Origin of the sequence: Brevibacillus sp. HB2.2, from assembly GCF_013284275.1 — a bacterium.
Taxonomy (GTDB): Bacteria; Bacillota; Bacilli; order Brevibacillales; family Brevibacillaceae; genus Brevibacillus; species Brevibacillus brevis_D.
This window is the reverse complement of record NZ_JABSUV010000019.1, coordinates 84514-108566: the sequence shown is the minus strand read 5'-3', so window position 1 is coordinate 108566 and position 24053 is coordinate 84514. Positions and strand designations below refer to the sequence as shown.

At 43.2% G+C, this 24053-nt stretch carries 14 protein-coding genes and 1 riboswitch; of the genes, 11 read left to right on the top strand and 3 right to left on the bottom strand.

All coding sequences use genetic code 11. The annotated features are described in order from the left end of the window. Nucleotides 1-373 precede the first annotated feature (373 nt). Both HP401_RS15565 and HP401_RS15560 read left to right on the top strand, forming a co-directional pair. The gene (locus HP401_RS15565; RefSeq protein ID WP_173605655.1) at nucleotides 374-3532 is read left to right on the top strand and encodes an S-layer homology domain-containing protein; all 3159 of its coding nucleotides are present in this window, start codon (nucleotides 374-376) and stop codon (nucleotides 3530-3532) included. 127 nt (nucleotides 3533-3659) lie between these two features. Continuing rightward, nucleotides 3660-6680 carry an Ig-like domain-containing domain gene (locus HP401_RS15560; protein ID WP_173605645.1) on the top strand — a complete coding sequence of 1007 codons (3021 nt, stop codon included), beginning with the start codon at nucleotides 3660-3662 and terminating at the stop codon, nucleotides 6678-6680. Between the two features lie 754 nt (nucleotides 6681-7434). Here HP401_RS15560 and HP401_RS15555 read toward each other — a convergent pair. The 3 genes from HP401_RS15555 to HP401_RS15545 form a co-directional block, all read right to left on the bottom strand. Beyond that, a complete protein-coding gene (locus tag HP401_RS15555) occupies nucleotides 7435-8244 on the bottom strand; it encodes a hypothetical protein (RefSeq protein ID WP_173605644.1) in 810 nt (269 codons plus the stop codon). A 56-nt stretch (nucleotides 8245-8300) separates the two neighbouring features. After that, nucleotides 8301-9164 (bottom strand): tyrosine-type recombinase/integrase, encoded by an 864-nt coding sequence (locus tag HP401_RS15550; RefSeq protein ID WP_173605654.1) that lies wholly within the window; start codon nucleotides 9162-9164, stop codon nucleotides 8301-8303. A 327-nt stretch (nucleotides 9165-9491) separates the two neighbouring features. Continuing rightward, complete coding sequence (locus tag HP401_RS15545) at nucleotides 9492-11057, bottom strand: hypothetical protein (RefSeq protein ID WP_173605643.1); 1566 nt, start codon at nucleotides 11055-11057, stop codon at nucleotides 9492-9494. A 689-nt stretch (nucleotides 11058-11746) separates the two neighbouring features. Between HP401_RS15545 and HP401_RS15540 the strand changes: the two genes are divergently transcribed. The 9 genes from HP401_RS15540 to HP401_RS15500 all read left to right on the top strand — a co-directional run bounded on the left by HP401_RS15540 (nucleotide 11747) and on the right by HP401_RS15500 (nucleotide 24050). Further along, nucleotides 11747-12673: a hypothetical protein gene (locus tag HP401_RS15540; RefSeq protein WP_173605642.1), complete on the top strand. Its 927-nt coding sequence runs from the start codon at nucleotides 11747-11749 to the stop codon at nucleotides 12671-12673. A gap of 254 nt (nucleotides 12674-12927) precedes the next feature. Next, the gene (locus HP401_RS15535) at nucleotides 12928-13893 is read left to right on the top strand and encodes a hypothetical protein (RefSeq protein WP_173605641.1); all 966 of its coding nucleotides are present in this window, start codon (nucleotides 12928-12930) and stop codon (nucleotides 13891-13893) included. Nucleotides 13894-14469: 576 nt separating this feature from the next. Continuing rightward, nucleotides 14470-15417, top strand: a complete 948-nt coding sequence (locus tag HP401_RS15530; protein WP_173605640.1) for an accessory Sec system S-layer assembly protein — start codon at nucleotides 14470-14472, stop codon at nucleotides 15415-15417. Nucleotides 15418-15508: 91 nt separating this feature from the next. After that, the gene (locus tag HP401_RS15525) at nucleotides 15509-16456 is read left to right on the top strand and encodes an SLAP domain-containing protein (protein WP_064200435.1); all 948 of its coding nucleotides are present in this window, start codon (nucleotides 15509-15511) and stop codon (nucleotides 16454-16456) included. Nucleotides 16457-16496: 40 nt separating this feature from the next. Continuing rightward, a complete protein-coding gene (locus HP401_RS15520) occupies nucleotides 16497-17492 on the top strand; it encodes an SLAP domain-containing protein (protein WP_173605639.1) in 996 nt (331 codons plus the stop codon). A gap of 178 nt (nucleotides 17493-17670) precedes the next feature. Beyond that, nucleotides 17671-20244 (top strand): S8 family peptidase, encoded by a 2574-nt coding sequence (locus tag HP401_RS15515; protein WP_173605638.1) that lies wholly within the window; start codon nucleotides 17671-17673, stop codon nucleotides 20242-20244. A gap of 61 nt (nucleotides 20245-20305) precedes the next feature. Next, nucleotides 20306-20407: riboswitch (SAM riboswitch) on the top strand. Nucleotides 20408-20540: 133 nt separating this feature from the next. Then, the gene (metK, locus tag HP401_RS15510; protein WP_015893578.1) at nucleotides 20541-21746 is read left to right on the top strand and encodes a methionine adenosyltransferase; all 1206 of its coding nucleotides are present in this window, start codon (nucleotides 20541-20543) and stop codon (nucleotides 21744-21746) included. A gap of 148 nt (nucleotides 21747-21894) precedes the next feature. Continuing rightward, nucleotides 21895-22911, top strand: coding sequence for a polysaccharide deacetylase family protein (locus HP401_RS15505; RefSeq protein ID WP_173605637.1), 1017 nt, complete (start codon nucleotides 21895-21897; stop codon nucleotides 22909-22911). Beyond that, nucleotides 22908-24050, top strand: coding sequence for a sensor histidine kinase (locus tag HP401_RS15500; protein ID WP_015893576.1), 1143 nt, complete (start codon nucleotides 22908-22910; stop codon nucleotides 24048-24050). Before HP401_RS15505 ends, HP401_RS15500 begins: the two co-directional genes overlap by 4 nt. Nucleotides 24051-24053 lie beyond the last annotated feature (3 nt).

Here is a 24053-nt window from a genome sequence, read left to right as displayed (position 1 = left end):
TATAATACGGAATGTGGCGGATGTCACTTCGTACATAATGGACAGGTGAATAACGAACCACGAAAAAAACTTTAAATTTTTTTCGAAGGCGCCGCAACTTTTGATTCGCTCAGGCGTTTAATAGGATGTCACACGAAAAACGGGGAATTGTGTAAAAAAGATTCACGAATTCTAGCAGTTGTGTTACACTAGTGATTGTTGCATTTTACACAATACTGAATATACTAGAGATTTTTAACACAAAAAGCGAGGCTTTCCTGCGAAAGGAGGTGACACGCGCTTGCAGGATTCGGGCTTTAAAAAGAAAGATAGATTAACAACAAATATTCCCCAAGAACAATTTGTTTATACTAGAGGAGGAGAACACAAGGTTATGAAAAAGGTCGTTAACAGTGTATTGGCTAGTGCACTCGCACTTACTGTTGCTCCAATGGCTTTCGCAGCAGAAGAAGCAGCAACTACTACAGCTCCAAAAATGGACGCTGATATGGAAAAAACCGTAAAACGTCTGGAAGCTCTTGGCCTGGTAGCAGGTTATGGCAACGGCGAATACGGTGTAGACAAAACTATCACTCGTGCAGAGTTCGCTACTCTGGTTGTTCGCGCTCGCGGACTGGAGCAAGGTGCGAAATTGGCACAATTCAGCAATACTTACACAGATGTGAAATCTACTGATTGGTTTGCTGGTTTCGTAAACGTAGCTTCCGGCGAAGAAATCGTAAAAGGTTTCCCGGACAAATCTTTCAAACCACAAAACCAAGTTACTTATGCTGAAGCTGTAACTATGATCGTTCGTGCACTGGGTTATGAGCCATCCGTTAAGGGTGTATGGCCTAACAGCATGATCTCCAAAGCTTCCGAGCTGAACATTGCTAGAAGCATCACTACTCCTAACAATGCAGCAACTCGTGGCGACATCTTCAAAATGCTCGACAACGCTCTTCGCGTTGACCTGATGGAGCAAGTTGAATTCGGTACTGACATCCGTCATGAAATCACGAAAGAAACTCTTCTGACTAAATACCTGAAAGTTACTGTTCGTGACATGGAATGGGCTCAAGAAGCTGGCAACGACAGCGAAGACCTGCCATTGGTAACTAACGTACCAGCTATCGGTCTGGGCAAAATCAAAGCTAACGAAGTTACTTTGAACGGTAAAGACGCTGGTATCGGCAACACTACTTACAAAGTAGCTGACGGTATCAACGCTAACGATTTCGATGGTCAACACGTACAAGTGTGGATCAAAGACGACCGTGAAGACGTAATCGTTTGGATGGAAGGTTCCACAGATCAAGAAGTTATCATGGACCGCGTTGGCGAGTTCACTCTGAAAGGTAAAACTTTCGAAGATCCAAAAGATCTGAGCAACTCTGATCTGGCTGATCTGAAATTGGAGCTGGATGCTAGCGAAAAAAGCTACCGCTTCAACAAAAACACTAAAGTAACTTACAACTTCACTCGCTTCAACGATCCAGTTGATGGTTTGAAAGAAATCATCAAGGACAACGCTGATGGCGGATTCACTTTCGGTGCAAAAGTTGTTCTGGACAACAATAACGAGATTGCTTACATCCACGTTATTGACGACCAATCCATGAACAAAGAAGACGAAGGCGTTAAATACGGTTCCGAAGTTATCTCCAAAATCGATGCTGATAAAAAGAAAATCACGAACCGTGATAACGACAAGTTCAACGACCTGGAAGACAAAGAAGAAGGTAAAGACTTCTTGGTATTCCTCAACGGTAAACCAGCTAAATTCAGCGATCTGAAAGAAGGCATGGTTTACAGCGTATACTACGCTGATGGCGACGAAGACAAATTGCTGGTATTCGCTACTGACACAGTAGTAGAAGGTAAAGTAGACAAAGTTGTTAGCCGTAACAACAACGACTACCGCCTGACTATCGGCGACAAAACATACCGCGTTTACGAAGGTGCTACTTTCTCCGATGACGGTAACAAAGATGTTCAAGACATCGACAAAGACCACTGGGATCTGGTTGACAGCTTGGACGACGAAACAGTAAAACTGTACCTGGATGCTTCTGGTCGTGTTCGTCACATCGAAACTAAGGATGCTATCGACGATCGCAAACAAAAAGCAATCGTTACTCGTTCTGCTGTTTTCAACTCCAGCAAAGACACTTATGATTTCCGTGTGTTGACTCAAAAAGGTAAGGAAATTACAGTTTCCCTGGAACCTAAAAACATCTATGACTTCGATGGTAAAAACTTCGCTAGAGACAACAAGAATCCAGATGATCTGGAAGAAATCTTGGTACCTAGCAAAGACAAAGACACTCTGCTCGTAGAAGTAACTCTTGATGCAGATGGCAAACCAGGTAAAGTTGAATTCCTGAAACCTGTAAAAGTTGAACAAGAATCCGGTAAAGCTTGGGATGACCTCGCTGATGAAGACGACGACATGGTTGGCGACTACGAAGTTACTGACAAAACAGCTGTCTTCAACATGACTGGTAAATTGGAAGAGAGCAGCAAACGTAAAGAACTGAAAAACGCTAAAACTGCGAAGTTCAAAGACGTTGCTGACGAAAACGACCTGTCTGTAATCTACACTGTAAACGATAAAGACGAAGTAGAAGCAATCTTCGTTGTTGAAGGTGATGGTTTGACTGGTGATGCTCACTACGGTCAAGTGATCGACTTTGGTCGCAAAGGCGGTAAAGACACCATCAGAGTATGGGAAAAAGATGGCGACAAAGTTGTTGAGAAAGAATACAAACTGGATGGCGATCAAGACGATCTGAAGGATGAGGACATCCGTCGTAACGACTTCATCGCATTCACAGTGGATTCCAACGACGAAGTTGTTGTTGACGATGTAGTCGAAGTAGTTAACAAAAATGCTAAAGGCATGCTCGCAGAAGTAACTGACGAAAAAGGCATGAAAGATGCAAACATCGACAAAATGGTCGTTGGTTTGGTTTCTGATGTAAGCAAAGACACCATCACTTACAAAGATGCTGACGACAACAAGAAGAAAGCTAGCATCAAATCTGCTACAGTTTACTTCGATCTGTACGACGACTTCGGTGAAGCAGATGGCGTTAACGAAGGCGACTACGTTGTAATGATCGACAGCGGTGACATCTCCGGTACTAAATACGACTACGTTCTGATCGTTTCTGACGAGAAGACAGTTCGTAAAGACAAACTGGAAGATGATGCTGAAGCATTCTTGAAGCAAGAGCCATCTGACGGTGGAGAGACAGGACCTTGGGACGCTCTTCCAACTAAAGTAGAAGGTAAATTCACATCTGCTGGTCCTGTTAAACTGTACCGTGCAACTGTTGAGTTGAATAGCAAGGTTAAAGCTGAAGATGTAGATGCTATCGAGTTCTACTTCAACGGTAAAAAAGTTGAACCTTCCCTGTTGAACTTCAAAGATGGTGTAATCACAATCGGTTACAACACTGAAGATAAAGTAACTTCCAGCAAAATCAAAGTTACTAACAAAAACGGTAAAGATTCTGACGAAGCAACTGTAACTTTCGTAGAAGCGTAAGAAATACAGTTAATTAGTTAGAAGTTAGTGTCGGGTTACTAGGTAGAGCTAGAGGGGAGTTATCCCCTCTAACTCTTATTACCCAAACAATAGAGAACTTCCTATCAAACATACGGAGGGGTAGTACGTGAATAAAAAAGTGGTACTTTCTGTTCTTTCTACAACACTTGTAGCTAGCGTTGCAGCATCTGCATTTGCAGCACCAAAAGATGGTATTTACATCGGTGGAAACATCAAAAAATACTATTCTACTGACGTTCTGTTCGAAATGACTCCACAAGCTAAAGCTACTTATGCTTCTGAGCTGAATGCTATGGCTTCTGACTTTAACAATGTAGTTTTCGTTGACTACAAAGGAAACGGCGCTTCTATTGAAGAACTCTTCACTAAAGGCAGCAAAGTTGCTCTGGGCGAGCCACTGAAAAAAGCTGACTTTGCTGATCTCTACAAAGTAGTGAACAAAGATGGTTCTTCTACAGCAACTGAAGATGCTAGATCTAAAGTTGATGGCGATAATACAGGTGACCTGAAAGTTGAATCTGTAAGTGCTAATAACCTTAGAACTATTGCAATTAAGTTCAATAAAGCAGTTGATCAAAAAGAAGCAGAGCAATCAACGAAAGTAAAACTGTTTGATGGAACTGCCTCTAAATCCATTAAACGCGAACTTTCTGAAGATGGAAAAACTCTGTACCTAATTGATTCTGTCACTGGTAAGTTCGACCAAGGAAAATCTTATAAGGTTACAGTAGATGGCCTGAAGGCAGCTGAAGGAACCGCTACAGTTAATTTTGAAACTACTGTAAAGGCTCTTGATACTGAAGTTCCTGTAGCTAAGTCTGCTACATTAACTTCTCCAAAAACTCTTGAACTTCAATTCTCTGAGCCAGTAAATATCACAACTGCTAGTGGTGTTCTTACTGATTTAGTTCAAATTGATGGTATCAATGTGTTTGCATCTTCTGTTAAACAATCTAATGATGGAACAGTTACCATTACTTTAGGTAATCCGGTTACCGTAGGTGCACACAAAGTTAAAGTTTCTAACTTGAAAGACTATGCTGGCTTGCCACTTGAAACTAAAGAATTTGATGTAACTCTTGGCGCTGATACGACTCCTCCAGCAGTTACTGGAGTAGAAGTAGTGAATGCTTCTACAATCAAGGTTACTTTTAGTGAAGTTGTAGATGAGTCTACAGTTCAAGCTGGTAACCCAGGGTTGTATGTTAAAGTTCCAGGAAAACCAAACAATGATGTTACAGTAGTAAATAAAAAGAGCTCAACTGTTTATGAGATGACTCTGCAAAATCCACTTGATCTGGCTGCAGTTGTACAAGCGGAACTCGCTTACAATAACATCAAAGACAACTATGGCAATGAAGTGAAAGAAGAAAAGACATTTAAATTTACAGCTGTTGACGATGTTACTTCTCCAACAGTAGCTGGTCATACTGTAGATAGCAGCAACAATGTTGAGATTACATTCTCTAAAGCTGTGAAGAATGTAGATAAGAGTGACTTCCTGCTTCTGGATAAAGATGGCAAGGTAGTCAATGGTGGAATTACAAATGTAGTGGCAAAATCCATTGACAACCAAGCGAGTGACAAAACTTTTGTTATCCAAATTAATGATGCTCTGAACAAGTCTGGAGTATACAGTGTTAAAGTAGTAAAAGAAAATAACATCGTAGATAAGTCTATCCGTGAAAACAAACTAGGCGAAGCTACATTTGCTATTACCTTGGCAGATAAACAAGCTCCAGAAATGATAAGTGCTAAATGGCAAGTTGAAATTGGAGATAATATCATTTCTGATGGCGATTCTTTTGATAGCAAAATCACTATTATCTTTAATGAATCAATGGATATTGCAACACTAGCAAATAAAGCAAACTATCTGTTAGGTGACAAACCACTTTCTGATATTAGTGCTGCAACTGTTACAACTTCTACTGATGGTAAATCAGTAGTGATTACTTACAATAAAGCAGAAGCATCACCAGAGCAATTTGGAAGTCTAAAAGTATTGGCAGTGAAAGATGTTGCTGGAAATACTTTGAAATCAGGACAATTGAACCAAAATCTCTCTAGCTTGTCTGCTATCTACGGAGCATATAATCCTTCTGTTGCATTTAATGATGCAATTCAGGAAAATGCCGTTCAATTGGTAGCGAAAAATAAGGTTAAGGTCTCCGCTAAAACAGGTCACTTGTTTACTGCTGTAGATCCAAACAAAGTAACTGTTGTAGTAGGTAACACTCTTGAAGCGCAAGTTACTAGTGTAAATCTGGCAACAGATAAAAAATCTGTTGAACTGACATTGAGCAAAGAGCTGAAACCAAATGCTACAAGTGACGGTACAGCGACTGTTAAGCTTAAAGCAGATAAAGATGCCTTTGTATTTGAAGGTGCAATCGCAACTGACGCAGGAACTTCCGCTGATTTGGTTGACAAAGTAAAACCAACTCTGGTAGTACCACCAAAAGGAAAACTGCAAACTGATGATAAGACTGATACGATCACTTTAGAGTTCGATGAAGTGGTAACAGGTGATGATGCGGCTGTTAAACAAGCATTGGTCATTAAAAACACGGATGGTAGCCGTATTCCAACAGCTAAATACTCCATTGATAAAGTACAAGACAACAAGTTGGAAATCACTTTCAGTGATATCAGCATTGACGGTGCAGTAACTGTTGAGTTGCTCAACAATATCGCAATTACTGATGTTATCGGTAACTATGCAAGCGATTTTGCTGCAGTATCCTCAGATGCATTCGTAGTTGGAGTAATTGATGATGCAGTAAAAGCAGTTGAAGGCAAGATTGCTAAACTTCCAGCAGTTGATGCTCTGAAAGTAACTGATGAAACAGATGTTAAAGCAGCTCGTGCTGACTTCGACAAACTGACTGCGGCGCAAAAAGCTTTGGTGAAAAATGAAGATGTCTTGAAAGCAGCAGAAGCTAAGATTGCTGACCTGAAAAAAGCAGTGGCACTTGAAGAAGCTACTAAGGCTGTAGAAACAGCAGAAACAAGCAAAAAACAATCTGATGTTGATGCGGCTAAAACATTGGTAGCTGCTTTGGAAGATGGAACTGCAAAAGCGGATCTCCAAAAACGAATTGATGAGATTGTTGTAGCCCCTTAATAAAATCACGAAACGTTACTTCATAAACTCATTGACTGAGTGAAAGAAGTGGAGAACGCCCCCTAGACGACTTTTAAAACGGTCTAGGGGGTTTCTCTATTATCTTGTAAAATAGATTGGTGCAATTCAATCCATGAGAACAGCTTAACCCTCATGTACCTAATCCTCCTTCACGAAAAGCAACCTATACCAACTTCCCCAAGAAGCCAGGTGAAGTCGTACTTACTGAGAAGCAAGGTGGGGCTCTTTAAAAGTTGACTATGGTCAGGCGACTAATCCATGGTGATTCAAAACTAGATAGCTGTCGTTAGGTAGTAAGCGCTTGGTGTTTAACAACAGGCGATGCACACGAGATCGTGCAGACGAAACAGGAATAATTCAGGGTGTTAAACCTGTTTTTCTCGGGTTGTATAGTGGGGACCTAAGGTCAGCAAAACTAGGTATAGACAAGGTGGAACGTTTGAAGTCTTATCAGAAGAAGTGGGTTAGCACCGGTGAGGTTGATAAGATGGCAGCGGGTTCATAGTAGTGTGGATGACATGCCATTTGTACCCATAGTGGAAACACAGATGTGGAGAGGAAAACTGGCGGAGAGCGATCGCATTCATTGAAGGTGCGCCATGGGCAAAGCCATTCCAGAACACTGTGGCCTAATACCTTTACAATATAAAAAAACCTCCCAAACCTGATGCAAGTCACTGGTTTAGGAGGCGATGTTCAACCAATATGTTGATCACTTATACGAAGAGAATACTTACACTTTACCAATTAAGGTACTGATCTCTCTCTCATACCCATAACGCTTGAAAAACTCAATCAAAGCCACAGCAAAAATATCTCGCTGGCTAATGTTTTTCTCTTTGCTATATTCCCGCACTAGTTGGTCTAGTGTATTTGTCATATGGACGGACTTCGTAACGAAAACGCCAGGCACCGCATATCGCGGAACTTTACCTGATTCCGAGCCAGGCACAATGAGATCGATTAGACGGCCTCTGTTGCGCTCTAGCATCTCGAGTAGGGAAAGATACTGATCAAGCTGATTGGAAGGCGTATGACCTACTCTATTCGTTATAGAAGGCCCTTCTTGTTCTTCCAGAGAGTGCTCCATAACTTTCATTTCTGACTCGCTATATTTCCTTTCCTGTTCCTCAAGTTTCCCATATTCCTTCACATAGTTCTTCGTATCAGAACACCACTTGTATCCTTTTGCCCTCATATATGTTGCCAGCTCCCGATGATCCTGAAAGCCCATACGTTTGGCGATCGTCTTCGCATCTGCTCCGTCTTTCTGAAAGAGCGAGAGAATCGTCGACTCCATTGAGGACTTCATTAAATCCTTGCTTGGATCCCACTTCTCTGTACTTGTATGTATAGGTACATAGGCTTGTTTATAACGATCCCACATAAAGTTCTTACGACGCATGTAAATATCTAACGTCTTGTAATTCTTATGTCCTAGTTCCTGCGCTATCTCATCTCTTGTTTTTCCCTCAACCATGCCTCGTAATATCTCATTGACTCGTTCGTCATAGATTGGTTTTTTCTCTGTCCGTATATCCACTCTCTACACTCCTATATATCTCTCTTTTAAAGTGTTTGGATATTTTATACACTCACCTACAGATGGCTGATCGCATCTCGCAGCTGATCTAAATTGGTGTGTGTATAAATACTGGTTACGTTCAAAGATGAATGACCTAGAAGTTTTTGTATTTGTACCAGATTAACATCCTTTTTAACTAACTGACTTGCAAAGCTGTGGCGGAGGATATGCGCCGTCACTTTCTTGCTCCAGCCTAATCGCTTGACTGCTTCTGTAATTTCGCGATTAACGTAAACTGGAGAAAGTTTACCCGTTTTTTTTGTACAAAAAAAACGATTGGAATCAGAATCAGGTCGATGATGAAGTACATATTCTTTCAACATCGGTAGTAAACGAGGGGAGATGGGAATAAACCGATCCTTGTTTCCCTTACCCGCCACCACATGAATTACTTGTTGATCCCATTTCACTTCATCGACTTTCAGGTTTAGACACTCTGAAATTCGCATACCAGTCATGTATAGAACCATGACGACAAGTCTAATGAGTGGGTGATCAATTTCACTAACCAACTCGTCTACCTCTGCTTCTTCCAAATATGTTCTTTCTTTTTGCTGTACCTTTATTTTCTCAACTGACAATGCAATATTCCGGGAGACCCATTCTTTTTTCTGAGCATAAGCAAAGAATGAACGGAAAGTATGAAGGTTTCGTTGTCTGCTGGCAGGTGCATAGGCACGTTCTGTTTTAAGATATAGAAGAAAATCTTCAATATCCGTTACTAATACTTCGTCGATGTATGGTTCGCAGTTGTATTTCCTTTCCAGAAAGCGGGTGAAGTATGACAAATCCTTTTTATATCCCGTAATCGTTTGTTCACTCCGGCCAATTGAAGACAAGTATTGCAAGAAAATATCTATCGCTTGAGTTAAGACCATTTGTCTCAAAACACCACCATAAATGCCAGTGTACTCAAGTAAAAAGAGTACCTGTAAGGTAAGGGCAATACTTTAAGTATAACCGTTTTCTGGATATTTCAATACAATAAAACAAAGTGTTTTGTCATTGAAAATATTATAACTTTTCAGCTACATGCTATCGATAATGAAAGGGGCTAGCGCATGACTGCGTTAGTCCCTTCCAGCATTTGCAACGAATTACAAATATTTTTATAACGGTCAAAAAAAGACCCCGTACACATTTCTGCGTATGGGGTGCTTTTTCTACTTCGTTGCTTTAGAATATTTTGAAGAACGGTTTACCTATTACTTAGTAACAGTTACTTCAACTTCATCCTTAACAACTACTGCGTTAGCATCTGTCAAAACAGGGGTAGCAGTTTTAACTTTAAGTGCACCAGCTTTTACTGTAGCCCAGTTAGAATCGCCAGCAGTAAATGTGATAGTCAGTTTGTTTCCATCAACACTTGTTGTAGCTGCACCAGTTGCACCTGCACCATTTGCAAGAGTTGTAGAACCAGCCGAGATATTGAAATCATCGATTACTGCTGCAAAGTCAGCAGGTTTGCTAGCAGCATCAATGTTCTCACTGAAAGTAAGAACTAATGTATCAGCAAGCAGTTGAGCACTAGTAAGAGTAGCAGCTGTGTTATCTTCAACTGTTACATCACCAGATTTAGCATCTGAAACATTTCCTGCCTTGTCTGCTACACCAGATACTGTAAGAACAGCATTTGTACCTACGCCAGCCTTACCAATGTTTACGCTGTTTGCAGGCAATACGATTTCAACTTCAGATTTAGTTGCATCTGTGAAGTAGATGTCAGTACCTGCTGGCAAAGCTGCACCATCAAGTTTGTAGTTAGAAAGGCTCAGAGCAGAAGCAGTTACTTCTTCAGCTGCAGCTGTTGCACTAGTACCATTTTTAAATACAACTTTGAATTTGTTGTTTGCCGTTGTTGAAATTGTAGGGACAGGTTTAGTAGTATCGCCAGCTGTTCCTACAGTTACATTTGTTGTAAACTCAGCACTCAGATTACCTTGTGCATCCTTTACAGTACCAGCGCCCAATTTAATAGTGTAGACACCATCAGCAACCACTTGGCTAGTAGCTGTAGCAGGGATAGTATCAATTACTAATACTTTTGGATCAGTACCTTGAGCTGCACTGTCAACAGTGTAACGAACGCCGCTAGCATCAGTTACAATAATGTTGTTTTTGTTAACTGTTGCATCGATGTCTTCGTTAAATGTGATTTCGAATTTCTCTTTGTCAGAAGAGATTTTGCTAGAAACAAACGCAGGAGCAGTTGCATCTCTAGTCAAAGTCACAGTGGATGTAATTTCATCATTCTTGTTACCTGCAGCGTCAGCAACTACTTCCTTGTCAAACAGGAAAGTCAATGCTTGGCTAGCAGCACCAGTAGCATAGATTTGATCACCAGCTACATTAGTATCGAGGTCAATCTTAACATCGTAAGACTTACCAGTAGTGTCAGCAGCATATTTGGTAACTGTAATAGCTGCACCAGCACCGTTAGTGTAAACTGTGGTGCCTTTCAATACTTTCACATCACCAGTTACAAAGTCCGCATTTGGATCAAGAGCTTCACTAAACACTACACGAACTGTATCTTGAGCAACTTGAGTAATAGATGTAACGGTTGGCTTAGTAACATCAGCAGCAGGTGCAGTGAAAGAACCGTTATAGAGATCCATTGCTAGGTCAGCTTCATCAGTAGCGCCAGCTACATACACAGTAGCAGTAGTACCTGCAGCAACGGTAGCATCAGCTTGAACTTGAGTTTTAGACCCAGTAACAAAACCGATATTTGTAGCTGGAGTTCCATTTACACGAACAGTTGTTGGCAAAGATTTCAGTGGCTCAGAGAAAGTAATAACTACTTTTCCACCTTTGTATTCAGTAGCTGTAACTGTTGGTTTAATGGTATCAGCGAATGTTGCAGTGAAGGAATCACTATCGATTGGAGTGCTGCCATCTTTCTCAAGAACACCAGCAACTTTGTAGGAGAAGGAAGTATTAACAGCCTTTGCGTTTGTAAATGTGATGACTACAGATTTCTTGTCATCTTGCAGTACTGCTGTTGCTGTAGAATCTACAGTTGCCAGTTTAGTACCATTTTCAAAGTAGAAGTTTGCATTTTCAGCGGAAACTTTATCAAGTTCTTTGTTGAAAACAACTTTTACTTGTTTAAGGTTAATAGCACTAACCCTTACAATAATTTCTAATTGTTCACCAATTCCTGCAAATCACGTCCTACCAGTATTTTCATAGTGTCCATGTTACCCATCATTTGTAGAAAAAATGAATATGGATGTAGCTGATTGCTAAGTAATGGAAATCCCCACAATATGGAAGTGTAGTTTTGCCTTTGGAAAGACAAATCTCTCAATGAAATGTCGAATACCATAGAATCAGAAGCTTATCGAAGAGTCATGATAAGCTTTTTATTTTTGTCTGTGGAAAATCACTATGCAAAAATGTTAAATATTCCTATAATTTACATCGTTGTTACTACAAATTAATGGAGGTGCATATGATGAGCGAAATAACCTGTGGCATTCGTTTCAAGTCAATCATGTCAAAGTGTTTCCTAACGTTTGTAGCGCTCGTACTGATTTTACCTTTCTCACCAACAGGGACATTGGTAGCTCTTGCTCAAGAGGGAACGTTATCCGAAGCAATCGGTCGAATTAACGCGATCAAAATGAGTAATAACCCGACAAGGGAAGAGGAGCAGGCAGCAATTTCACAGATGCGTGAGGCATTATCAGATCCCATCCTGGAGCTGAAGTTTGCTGATGCCTTTGATGGTTTCACCGAAGAATACAAGCAAGATACCTATTCACGTATGGTGTATTTGGTAAAATACAAACCGTTTCTCGATCAAAAGGATGTCCAAGCTGGTCTCGACTATTGCATCCAGGAAACGATCAATCTCCGAACAGCCGACGAAGAAATGCCAAAGTATGAACAAACAGCGACGATCCCCGACACAGTAAAAGCAGGGGACGATATTACCGACCAAATCATTCGCATGATCGAAGGCAAAGAGAAAAACCCACTCGTGATGGTTACAGCGAAAAAAGTTCTCCCAATGAAGGGCAGCGGTCGCCCGGTGGAATATTTGCAGGTTGATCCAAATGGCAGAGTAATATTAGTCAAATCAAATAACACGGGGATGCCTGTGAAAGAACTCGTAAATGTATGGTTCACTGTAGACGATACGAGCACAGGACATCGAGTAGAAGTCACCATACAGCCAAAGGGCGATACCGGGGAGCCGAGCGATAATCAAATCGTCCAAGAGGAAGTGAATAAATACAACAGAGTCGCCTCGATTTCTGCAACAACAGAAGCCGGAGTAGATGTCACTGATCAAATTATTTGCTTGAAAGATGGCATGAACAAGAATTCACATGCAGATTCAAATTCATCAAATCGAAGGAATGGGTGGAGGAAATAAACCAGCACAATATTTGCGAGCTGATCAATCAGGTCGAATTTATTTGATTCAACAGAATACCACGAGTACGACTCTGTACGAGCATGTGAAAATCATGCTTACAGCAGGTACTGCGAGCCAGATCTTCCGAATAGACGTAAATATTCTGCCCAAAGCTCATGATGGTGGGCTGAGTGACCGAGAAATACTCATGGCGGAAAGTGACAAGTACTACAAGAGTGCATTAATCGGGAACACGAGCAAGGTTGGAGAAGATGTTACGGATCAAATCATACGTTTATATAGAAGGAACGCAAAAAAATCCTGTGGTAGGACTCGAGATTGTGAAAGTTGAAGGGATGGGCGGAGGAGGCAAACCCGCACAATACTTGCAGCTGGATGAGTCCGGCAGAATCAAGCTCATGCAAGAAAATCATACAAATTCAGCCGTTTACGAGCATGTATACGTCACGCTCAAAGTTGGGACGTCGGCTACTGGTACGCGTATAGATGTATATCTGCAACCAAAAGCCGGTAATGACGGAATGAGTGATACACAAATTGCTCGAGCGGAAAGTGACAAGTACCACAGAAACGTAATCATTCCAAGTACGAGCAAGGTCGGAGAAGACGTCAAGGATCAAATTATCCGTATGATAGATGGATCTCAGAAAAATCCAGCAGTAACCGTTAAGTTGCACAAGGTAGAGGGAATGGGCGGAAATAATAAACTAGCCGAATATTTACAGGCTGATGAGTCAGGAAGAATCAAACTCATCCAAGAAAACAACTCCAACTTTACGGTTTTTGAGCATGTCCAAATCATGTTCACAGCCGGAACAGCGACTACGATCAAGTATGTAGACGTATTATTTCAGCCGAAAACGGGTGCGGGTCAAAAAAGTGTAATGGAAATTGCAATAGCGGAGAGCGATAAGTACTTCCGAACAGCAACGATTTCGAATACGAACATCGTCGGAGAAGATGTCACTGACCAGATAATTCGCTTGAAAGAGGGAAGTGAAAAAAATCCGCATGTTTCATACAAAGTACGACAAATCGAAGGAATGGGTGGAGGAAATAAACCCGCACAATATTTGCAGTTGGATGACGCCGGAAGAATTAGGTTAATGCAACAAAATACCACCAATACTACACTTTACGAGCACGTGAAAATCACGTTCACAGCGGGGAATGCGAGTACCACTACACGTATCGATGTAAACATTCCACCGCAATAGATGGCAGGTGTAAAATCCTGAAATGTAAAGCGTTGGCGGGGCCTATCGTATTCGTGATAGGCTCTTTTGCTATGAACAAAAAAAGAACCAACTGCACAAGACAGTTGGCCAAAAAGAAATTCCCCAAGTTATTTGTTTAGACCCTTACATTTTATCAATAGTAAACAACGTTGTAAACTTTAACTTATTATGGAAATGTTATACATGAAAGTGAAATCTTCAACGGCTCGTTTGCTTAAAACATTTTTCTTCATTAAATATGTGATGGAGACACGGTGAACGATCAAAGGTGTTTGCACGGTATAGACGGACTAAGAAACGGTCCTTGTGGCTGAGCGCAAATCAGGTTCTCCGTTTTTGTCCCACCGCCCATGTTTCCATTCCTTGACATCCCCTGTTGCGTACGGGTATCCTAACATAACTAACAGTACGAATGAGGCAATGAAAAGGTTGCAAAAGCCGTTTGTTTTCTGCTTGGAATGCCAAGTTTTCTATGTTGCAAAAGGATGTCACTATGCTATAGTGGATGACGAATGTTACTATATATAGATGTAGAGAAAAGTTGGGAGCGACGATATGTTATCCTTCTTGAAGAATTTAATGGGGAAAAAACCGACAACCAATGAGGTGCGGGAACAGGTGCAGGAGGAATCGATCCTTTCCGCTGCTGATACCGAACAGTCACATCAGGAAGAACAACAGGTACAGGTTGAATCAACTGGCGTCACAACAACACTCTCTCTGCACGAATCTTGGGAGAGTAAGCTGAGTGCGCAAGAGAAATACTCGCTCTCCTTTATGGCTCAGGAACTGGAACCGTTGCAACCAGGGAATATTTCTTTGGCAGGGACTTCACTCGTTCCGCATGACGATGGGATTGAAGTGGTAGCATTCGTCCGGAACAGCACGGACCGTCCAATCAGCCTGAATGAGATGACGCTGGTGGTACTGTTTGGGGATCAGGAGCTGTTTACCCGCCAAGCCTTTGATTTGAGTGAGCTCGGAGAAATTCCGCCGCGTTCTGCAAGACCGTGGTCGTTTGTATTTGCGAGAGAGCACTTTTTACAGGTTGAAGTTCTTCTCGTGAACTGGAAGATTGCCTTTGAGATGGCGCAGAAGAAGATGGTCCTTCCACAGCAGCTGGAGCTGGAAGAATCCTGGATTAAGGCGCTGACTGATGAACAAAAAACGTCCTTAATTGAATTAGCGAAGAACCTCCCCGCTTTAAAAGAGGGAGAAGTAAATATACAGAGTGTGCAGATTCGTAGAACCGAAAGCGGTGCTCTGAATGTGATGCTTTTGATTCGCAATGGCTCTACACAATCGCTGTCCTTCGAAACGTTGCCGCTGGCGCTCTATGATGCAATCGGGGATAAAGTGGCTGAAGGTCTGTTTGAACTAGGAAGCCTGACTGTAAATGCAAATACGAGCAAGCCGTGGCTGTTTATTTTCCCACCTGAGAGCATTCAAAAGGAAGAGCTTGACTTGTCCCGTTGGAAAGTGAGCGTTCCCCAAGGAGCCTAATGCAAGAGAGCAAATTTGCATGGGCTAGTCAAAAAAGTTTATCATGATAAGAGAAGCTTCGTTCGTGTCCGGACGTTTGAGGAGGTAGCCTATGTTTTCCTTTATGAAGAATTTTTTAGGTAAGGATCAACAGGATCTGAAAAAAGATATTCAAGAAGAGTCTGCTATCGATGTCGCTGAATTGAAAAACACCGAGGTCGAAATGGAAAGCAACGAGCAACAGGAAGAGTCTGTAGGTGGAGTTGAAAAAATTCGTACGGAATTGTCCCTGAGCCCGATTTGGGAGAGCGAGCTGGATTCCGAGAAAAAGTATACGCTTCGCTTTTTGCAAGAAGAATTGCCAGAGATGCGTAAAGGCATGATTAGCGTAACGGGTTTCAGTATGATTCCCCAGCCAAATGGCATGACGGTAGCGATGTTCTTCCGTAACTCGACAAATAAGCCAGTGCGGATCAAAAACGTTGGCTTAGCGATTTATCTTGATGATAATGCGTTTGCAAGGATCAAGGTGGATTTGTCAGATATGGGCGCAATTCCACCGCATACCAGCCGTCCGTGGGAGGTATTGTTCCCGGAAGAGAGCTATCTGCATGAAAACTTCACCTTTAACCGCTGGAAAGTGGTTATGAAGGCTGGTAGAAATTCGCATGTATGGCCGCGTAATCTGGAGCTCGATCCTGAAATGGAAAGCCGCATGACCGATCGCCAAAAGGATCGTTTAGAAGCGTTGACGCAGTCTTTGCCAATGATTCCGATTAATACGGTACAGGTTACTGGATTCGACATCGGAATGACAAAGGAAGGACATTTGGTAGCAGCGATGCTCTTCCGCAATGGGATGGCCCATGATTACCGTCCAGATGAAATCAAGCTGACGATTGCTGATGCTAATGGTGATCTGGTAGCAACAGGTGTACTCGACGCAAGCAGCATTAATGTGAAGCCGGGTTACAGCCGTCCATGGATGATTGTATTCCCGCCAAATTTAGTGAAAAAGCCTGATGCCGACCTGAAAAGATGGACGCTTGAGGTAGAATAGGGCGCAATACTTTTGAGGTTGGGAAAGAGGAGGTTGACTTATGAGTTGGTTATTGGAAAATTGGTTTGGTTCCAAGGAGAGCTTGGAGCAAGTACGCGAAGATATTCATGAGAATCTTCATAGAGAGTTTTATTTGGGTGTATCCGGATTAGAGAATCCGCAGCAATCTGCGAACCGTGTGGAATCCAAGGAATTGTTTTTGGTGCTGAACGGTCCGTGGGATGATCAATTGGACGAAGCGGAGCATGAGCTCTTGCAATACGCGCATGATGAAATGCCTCCGGTTGTTCGTAACGAAGTAGGTATCATTCCTTTCTTTACACAGGTTACGAATGATGGTTTTTTGGTTCTTACCTACGTTCGTAATGCGACTGACCGCAGCATTTTGCTGCAAAGGCTTCCGTTGTCTTTGGTGACGGAGGATGGAGAGGAAGTCGCGAAAAAGACTTTTGATCTGGTTACATCTGGTCCAGTGATGGAAATGTCCAGCCGTCCGATGGAATTCATGTTCCGCTGGGATGAATTCGATCGTATTCCTGAACAAGAGGTTCCATTGAAGCTGGCCTTTATCAAGCCGGAAAAGAACGAAGTAGAAGAGAATCAAAACTTTAATCTGGGTCTGAGTGCAGATGAATCCAAGCAATACATGCAGCAGGCAGCAGAAAAGGCTCCGATTGTAGAGGGCGAAGTAGATTTGCAAGTTCTCGACATCAAGCCAGGTGAAGATAACGGCCTGAAAGTCATCGTTGCTTTCCGTAACGGTCTGGCAAAACGTCTGGAATTTACCGAAGTGCCAATTATCGTTCATGATAAGGATGGCGATACCGTAGCACGTGTACACTTTACCCTGGAAAACATGAAGGTAGAAGCAAATAGCCATCGTATATGGGCATTTGATATTCCGTTCTCCTCCATTAAAAAGGAAGAGGTAAATCTGGCGGAAGTTACTGCTTTTATTCCAAAAGCTCAGCAAAGAAAAAAAGAAAAAGCTCAGGTAGCACCTGAAGTGGAAGACAATAAAGGTTTGTTACAGTAAGGAGAAAACCCTTTTTGCCCATGGTGAAAAGGGTTTTGTACTTTTTTAACGTTCCAAATATTGGCTAATCAGGGTTGCATGTCTCCCTTTTCATCCGCTATGCTAGGACGAGAAGATAAATACCTGAATTCCTTTTAGACTGCTGATTTGCAGGGGAGAGAAGGAAGGACTGTTTTACATGAAAAAATCAGTGAACATGTCAGTAGCGACTGCGATAAGTGTCGCACTATTGATGGCAAACAACCCAACAATCTATGCTGCAGCACCACCAGCATCGAATGACTACTATTTAAGTAACCAGCTTCATTTGAGTCAGATTAGAGCTCAACAGGCCTGGTCAGTCGTAAATAGTAATGAACAGATTATCATCGCGGTGCTAGACTCTGGTGCGGATTATAAGCATCCTGATTTGAAGGACAATCTTCTGCCGGGTGTGAATCTGGTCAATCCCGGGAGATCTGCCCAGGACGATAACGGACATGGAACAGAAGTAACTGGTGTACTGGCTGCTAGCGGGAATAACAGTATTGGTGTATCCGGTGTCTTGTGGAATGCCAAGATTTTGCCGATTAAAGTTTTGGCCAATGGCGAGACTACGGTGCAGACTCTTGCTAAGGGTATCAATACTGCCTTGGATCGTGGTGCCAAAGTCATCTTGATGTCGCTCAGCAGTATGGCCTACTCCAAGGAACTGGCGAATGCTGTACAACGAGCGGAAAGAAGCGGAGCGGTTCTGATTGCAGCGAGTGGCAATGAGAGTAGCCGAGTGGCTTATCCGGCAGCTTATCCCACGGTGGTAGCGGTAGGGGCTGTAAGGAGTAACAATGAAGTGCTGTATCAAAGCAATACGGGACCTGAGCTTAACCTAGTAGCGCCCGGTTTCAATGTTTATACGACCAAGCTAGGGGGGAAATACGGTTCCTTTAGCGGTACTTCAGCAGCCGCACCACAAGTAGCGGGTGCAGCGGCTCTCATACTAGCGCGTCATCCCAAACTAAGTCCATTTGATGTAAGACAATTGCTTTATCAAACCGCTACGGACTTAGGGGAAAAGGGATGGGACCGGAAAACGGGCTACGGGTTGCTAAATGTCGACAAGGCAGTTAGAACGTCCTTATCCTATGACTTTTTAGAGCCGAATAATCAGACGTACTCAGCAAAAGCGTTCCCGATCGAGTCTCAGATACGTGGAAATTTGGGACCAAAAGATACGATAGACTGGCTGAAGATGGACATCCCTTACGATGGGAAGGTCAGCTTTACAGCGTCAGTGACATCCGGTATTTCTTCCGCGATGGCAGCTACCTTTTACCCAGAGAATCGTCCGCCGATTACGCAGTACTTCGGAAATGGAGATACGATAACTGTCCCGGTCAAAGCGGGGAAAATGAATATCCGGTTAATGCGTAACGGAGGGGTCAACAACGCATTTACCTACGTACTGACGAGTAAGTTTACCATCAATCCGGACCGTAACGAACCGAACGATACGCAAGAGACGGCAAGGCCGCTCGTAGGCAACGAAATCAGTGTAACAGGCAATTTTCACGATGAAGGGGATCAGGACTGGTTCTCCTACTATGTTCGTGAATACGGGCATTTGGATGTCACTGTTAGTCCTGATAACAAGCGTGTCGATCTATTGCTGAGTATCGGTAAACAAGAGCTCGGTAAAAAGATGGTTGTCTGGGACCCTACCTACGATAATGGAACAAAAGACAATCCGACAGAGCGCGTCCAAAAAGAAGTGTCACCAGGCAAGTATTACATCCGTGTGAGTGAGTATAATCGCAATGCGGTGAATGGCGAATATCAGCTGGATCTGGGATACACGCCAGTAAAAAAAGATTTTAATGAGCCGAATGACACCTATCAAACTGCGTCTCCGTTAAGCGCTGGGACAGTGATGTCAGGCACGATTCCGACAGCTACGGATTCCGACTGGTTCCAATTTACTGTGAATAGTGAATCGTATGTGACGTTCCGAGCACCGTACATTCCTGTCGATAGCGGCTTTCGTTTCGCGCTCTATAGCGATCGAAACATGAACTATGCGCTTGCTTCGACGAATGAGGTAGCGGAGCTGTCTAAGCGAGGAAACGATATTATCGGTTTGCGTTTGCAGCCAGGAAAATATTATGTACGCCTTAATAGTGGTACTTCGTTCAAATATGAATCGTACCGACTCACGGTGACGCAGCAGAAATTGATAGCGGGTTATCGCGATATTTCGGACCACTGGGCGCGCTCAGAGATCGTCAGACTTAGCTCTCGCGATATTGTAAATGGGTTTAATGATGCGTCATTCAAGCCGAATCAGGCAGTGACCCGTGCAGAGTTTGCGACGATGCTGCTTAAATCGATGCGTGCGACCGGTTCTAAGGTAGCGACTACCTACACAGGAAAAGCGACCTTCCGGGATATGCCAAAGCGGCACTGGGCGTATCACAACTTAGGTGTAGCTTATCAATTGGGAATTTTGAAAGGGTACCCGAAGAATGAAATGAAGCCGGATCAGCCGATATCGCGTGCAGAGATGGCGGTAATGATCGCTCGGGCACGTAATGTGTTGATGTATAATCATGGTACCTCGAATTATCGGGATGTGCCAACGAGTCACTGGGCTTCTCCTGCCATCGAGGCTTTAACATCGAGAAATTGGGTTAATGGGTACGGTTCTTCCTTTAAACCGAATGGAAGAGCAACTCGCGCCGAGGTAGTGGTTGTACTTTCAAAGGCCTATCAATTATAAGTAAAATTTTTCCTATTGACATCTCTGAAAAAAACAATTATTCTATTATCCGTAATGGATACTCTTATCCAGAGCAGGCGGAGGGACTGGCCCTATGAAGCCCGGCAACCGAGCTAGAGCGGTGCTAACCAGCAGAACGGACATCTGTTCTGGCCGATAAGAGGATGAAGGAAGCAAAAAACGCTCAAACCTTTTCCTCCTAAAAATTGGAAAAGGTTTTTTATTTGCGTTTACGTAGATAAAATCCTAACTCGGCTACCACACTATTTGTATGAGGTCAAAGGAGGTATTTTCTCATGGCTTTGCAAAAAGGTCGTCGTCTGTTTACATCCGAATCTGTAACTGAAGGACATCCGGATAAAATTTGTGACCAAATTTCCGACTCCATCTTGGATGCGATCCTGTCCAAAGATCCAAACGCTCGCGTAGCTTGCGAAACTTCCGTAACTACTGGTTTGGTTCTCGTAGCAGGTGAAATCACTACAAACACTTATGTGGATATCCAAAAGCTCGTTCGTGAAACCATTCGTGAAATCGGCTATGACCGTGCGAAATTCGGTTTTGACGCTGACACTTGCGGTGTTATTACTGCAATTGGAGAGCAGTCCGCTGACATTGCACTTGGTGTAGACCAAGCATTGGAAGCACGCGAAGGCAAAATGACTGATGCTGAGATCGAAGCAATTGGTGCTGGTGACCAAGGTTTGATGTTTGGTTTTGCTTGCAATGAAACACCTGAACTGATGCCACTTCCAATCAGCATGTCTCACCAATTGGCTCGTCGTCTGACTGAAGTACGAAAAAACGGAACACTTGCTTACCTCCGTCCTGACGGAAAAACACAAGTAACCGTTGAGTACGATGGCGACAAACCAGTTCGTATCGATACAATCGTTATTTCTACCCAACATGCTCCTGAAACAACTTTGGAGCAAATCAAGCAAGATCTGGTTGAACACGTAATCAAACCAGTTGTTCCAGCTGAACTGTTGGACGCTGAAACCAAATACTTCATCAACCCAACTGGCCGTTTCGTAATTGGCGGACCACAAGGGGATGCTGGCTTGACTGGCCGCAAAATCATCGTAGATACTTACGGCGGTTATGCTCGTCATGGCGGTGGTGCGTTCTCCGGTAAAGATCCAACGAAAGTTGACCGTTCCGGTGCTTACGCAGCTCGTTATGTAGCGAAAAACATCGTGGCTGCTGGCCTTGCAGACAAATGCGAAGTACAAGTTGCTTACGCAATTGGTGTAGCACAACCAGTTTCCATCGCAGTAGATACATTCGGCACAGGTACCATTTCCGAAGAAGCTCTGGTGAAATTGGTTCGCAAACACTTCGACCTGCGTCCTGCTGGTATCATCAAGCAGCTCGACCTGCGTCGTCCTATCTACAAACAAACAGCTGCATATGGCCACTTCGGACGCAATGACCTGAATGTTCCTTGGGAGCAAACAGACAAAGCAGAAGTTCTGAAGCAAGAGGCTGCTCAACTCTAATATTCGAAAGACATAAAAAGAGCCTGGTGTTGCTACTGGGCTCTTTTTCTTTTAGGAGCAGAGTCATCCAATTATTGGGTCAATTGTTGCACAGGAATTTGTATGACTGTGTCGAATCTCCTAGTGAGGAAGTAGAGGAGGGGTTTTTTTGCCGAACAGAAGGCTCTTCCTGATCGTGTTTCTTACTTTTTTGTTTTTTATAGTGGCTATTGGGTTCTTAGGCGAATCTTTTCTGGAAAAAAAGAATAAACAAGAAGTGCAACCTTTTCCCCAAGTGGATACGTCTATAAGCATAAGTGAGACAAAAAATGCTGAGCCAAACGTCACACCAACAGAAGAAGCAGTGGTTCAAACGAAAAAGTGGTATAACAATCAGGTTGTTGTTTTGACGTACCATCATGTCACGGATCAATCGAATCAGCGGTATGTCATAGCTCCTGATCAATTTGCCCGACACATGAAATTTTTGCATGATAATGACCTGAATCCGATTTCGCTGGAGGAGTTCCTGCGATTTATGGAGACGGGTACCTTACCGACTGAGAATGCTGTTTTGATTACGTTTGACGATGGGTATGAGAGTTACTACAAAGAAGCATTTCCGATCTTGCGTACATACGGCTACCCTTCAGTGAACTTCGCGATTGCGGGGCGCTTAAGAGATGTAGCTGACCGAAAACGGGAGAATATGACGCCACCACTTACGCGTCAACAAGTTAACGAAATGATTCAATCGGGACTGGTTACAATCGGGTCCCATACGTACAGTCTGCATGAAGAGGAAGAAAGAAATGAGTGGGGCGATCTTGGCCCGGAAACAGCTCCGGTCTATTTGAAGGACTTGCATCGTTTAGAGGACGAAAAAGAGTACAGGGACCGCCTCTTTGTGGATTTTCGTATATCTCGCGTCAGCTTAAGCGATTGGATGAAGAAAGAGATCGAAGTCATCTCGTTGCCGTTTGGATACACAAGTCCAATCGTACTGGAGACAGCGCGTGAAGCTGGCTACCGCTATGTGTTTACATCTAATCGTGGATTCGTAAAACAGGGAACAGATCCATTTGCCATTCCACGCAATGACATGGGACTGCGAGACGTAGAAGAAGAGCACCTCCAACAGTTGTTCACGAAGGCTAAAAATGAGTTTGAAGGAGAGCAATCATGAACAAAGCGATAGACATCAGCGTGCTGGACGGGGTGATCAAACGAACGATTGAAACCGTAGAAACGAGTAAAACCCAAATATTTGATATAGCTGAAAACGCCAGACAGCATGGCAACTCATTGAAGTTTGAATTACATGAACTTCGACAAGAGATTTCCAAAGTGATTCAAAAAGTCGATGCGCTTGAACTTGCGTATCGCAAATCACGCAACAAGCTCGTCTTGGTCAGTCGCAATTTTCATATGTACACGGAGGAAGACATTCGGGTTGCGTATGAAGAGGCGAGCCGTATTCAGGTAGAACTGTCCATTTACCGCGAGCGGGAAAACAATTTGAAGCGCAGAAGAAATGATTTGGAGCGTCAACTGCGTACTTTGGAAGAAACGATCGTCCGAGCAGAAAAGCTGGTTTCTCAAATGGGCGTCGTGCTTGGTTACTTGACGGGTGACTTAAGCAAGATAGGCGAGGCACTGGAATCGGCTAAGCAGCATCAGTTGATGGGCTTAAAGGTAATCCAGGCTCAGGAAGAAGAGCGCAAGCGTGTCGCGCGCGAGATTCACGACGGGCCAGCTCAATCGATGGCGAATGTCGTGCTGCGTTCGGAAATAGTAGAACGCATGCTGAAGAACGAACGCATTTTGGAAGCGCAAATGGAACTCCACGAGCTGAAGGAAATGGTACGCTTGAGCTTGGCGGATGTTCGACGTATTATTTTTGATTTGCGTCCGATGGCATTAGATGACTTAGGGCTAGTACCTACCTTGCAAAAATATATTCAAACATGCGAAGAGCGAATTCAGTCTTCCATCGATCTGGTAGTATTCGGTGTAGAGCCTCCTTTGCGCAGTTCAGTAAAGGCGGCGATCTTCCGGTTAGTTCAGGAATGCCTGAACAATGTGGAGAAGCACGCAGGCGCTACGACCGTGCAAGTGAAGCTGGAATTTGTACAAGATTCGTTAAGCCTTGTCGTCAAAGACGATGGGGTCGGATTCGATCTGGAAAAACGCATGGCGAATGGCAACTCTTTTGGACTCTTGGGAATGCGTGAGCGTGTACAGCTCTTAGAGGGCAGTGTCGAGCTTCAATCCGCTCCAGGAGAAGGAACCAAGGTTATATTCCAAATACCGATAAAATTGTGACGT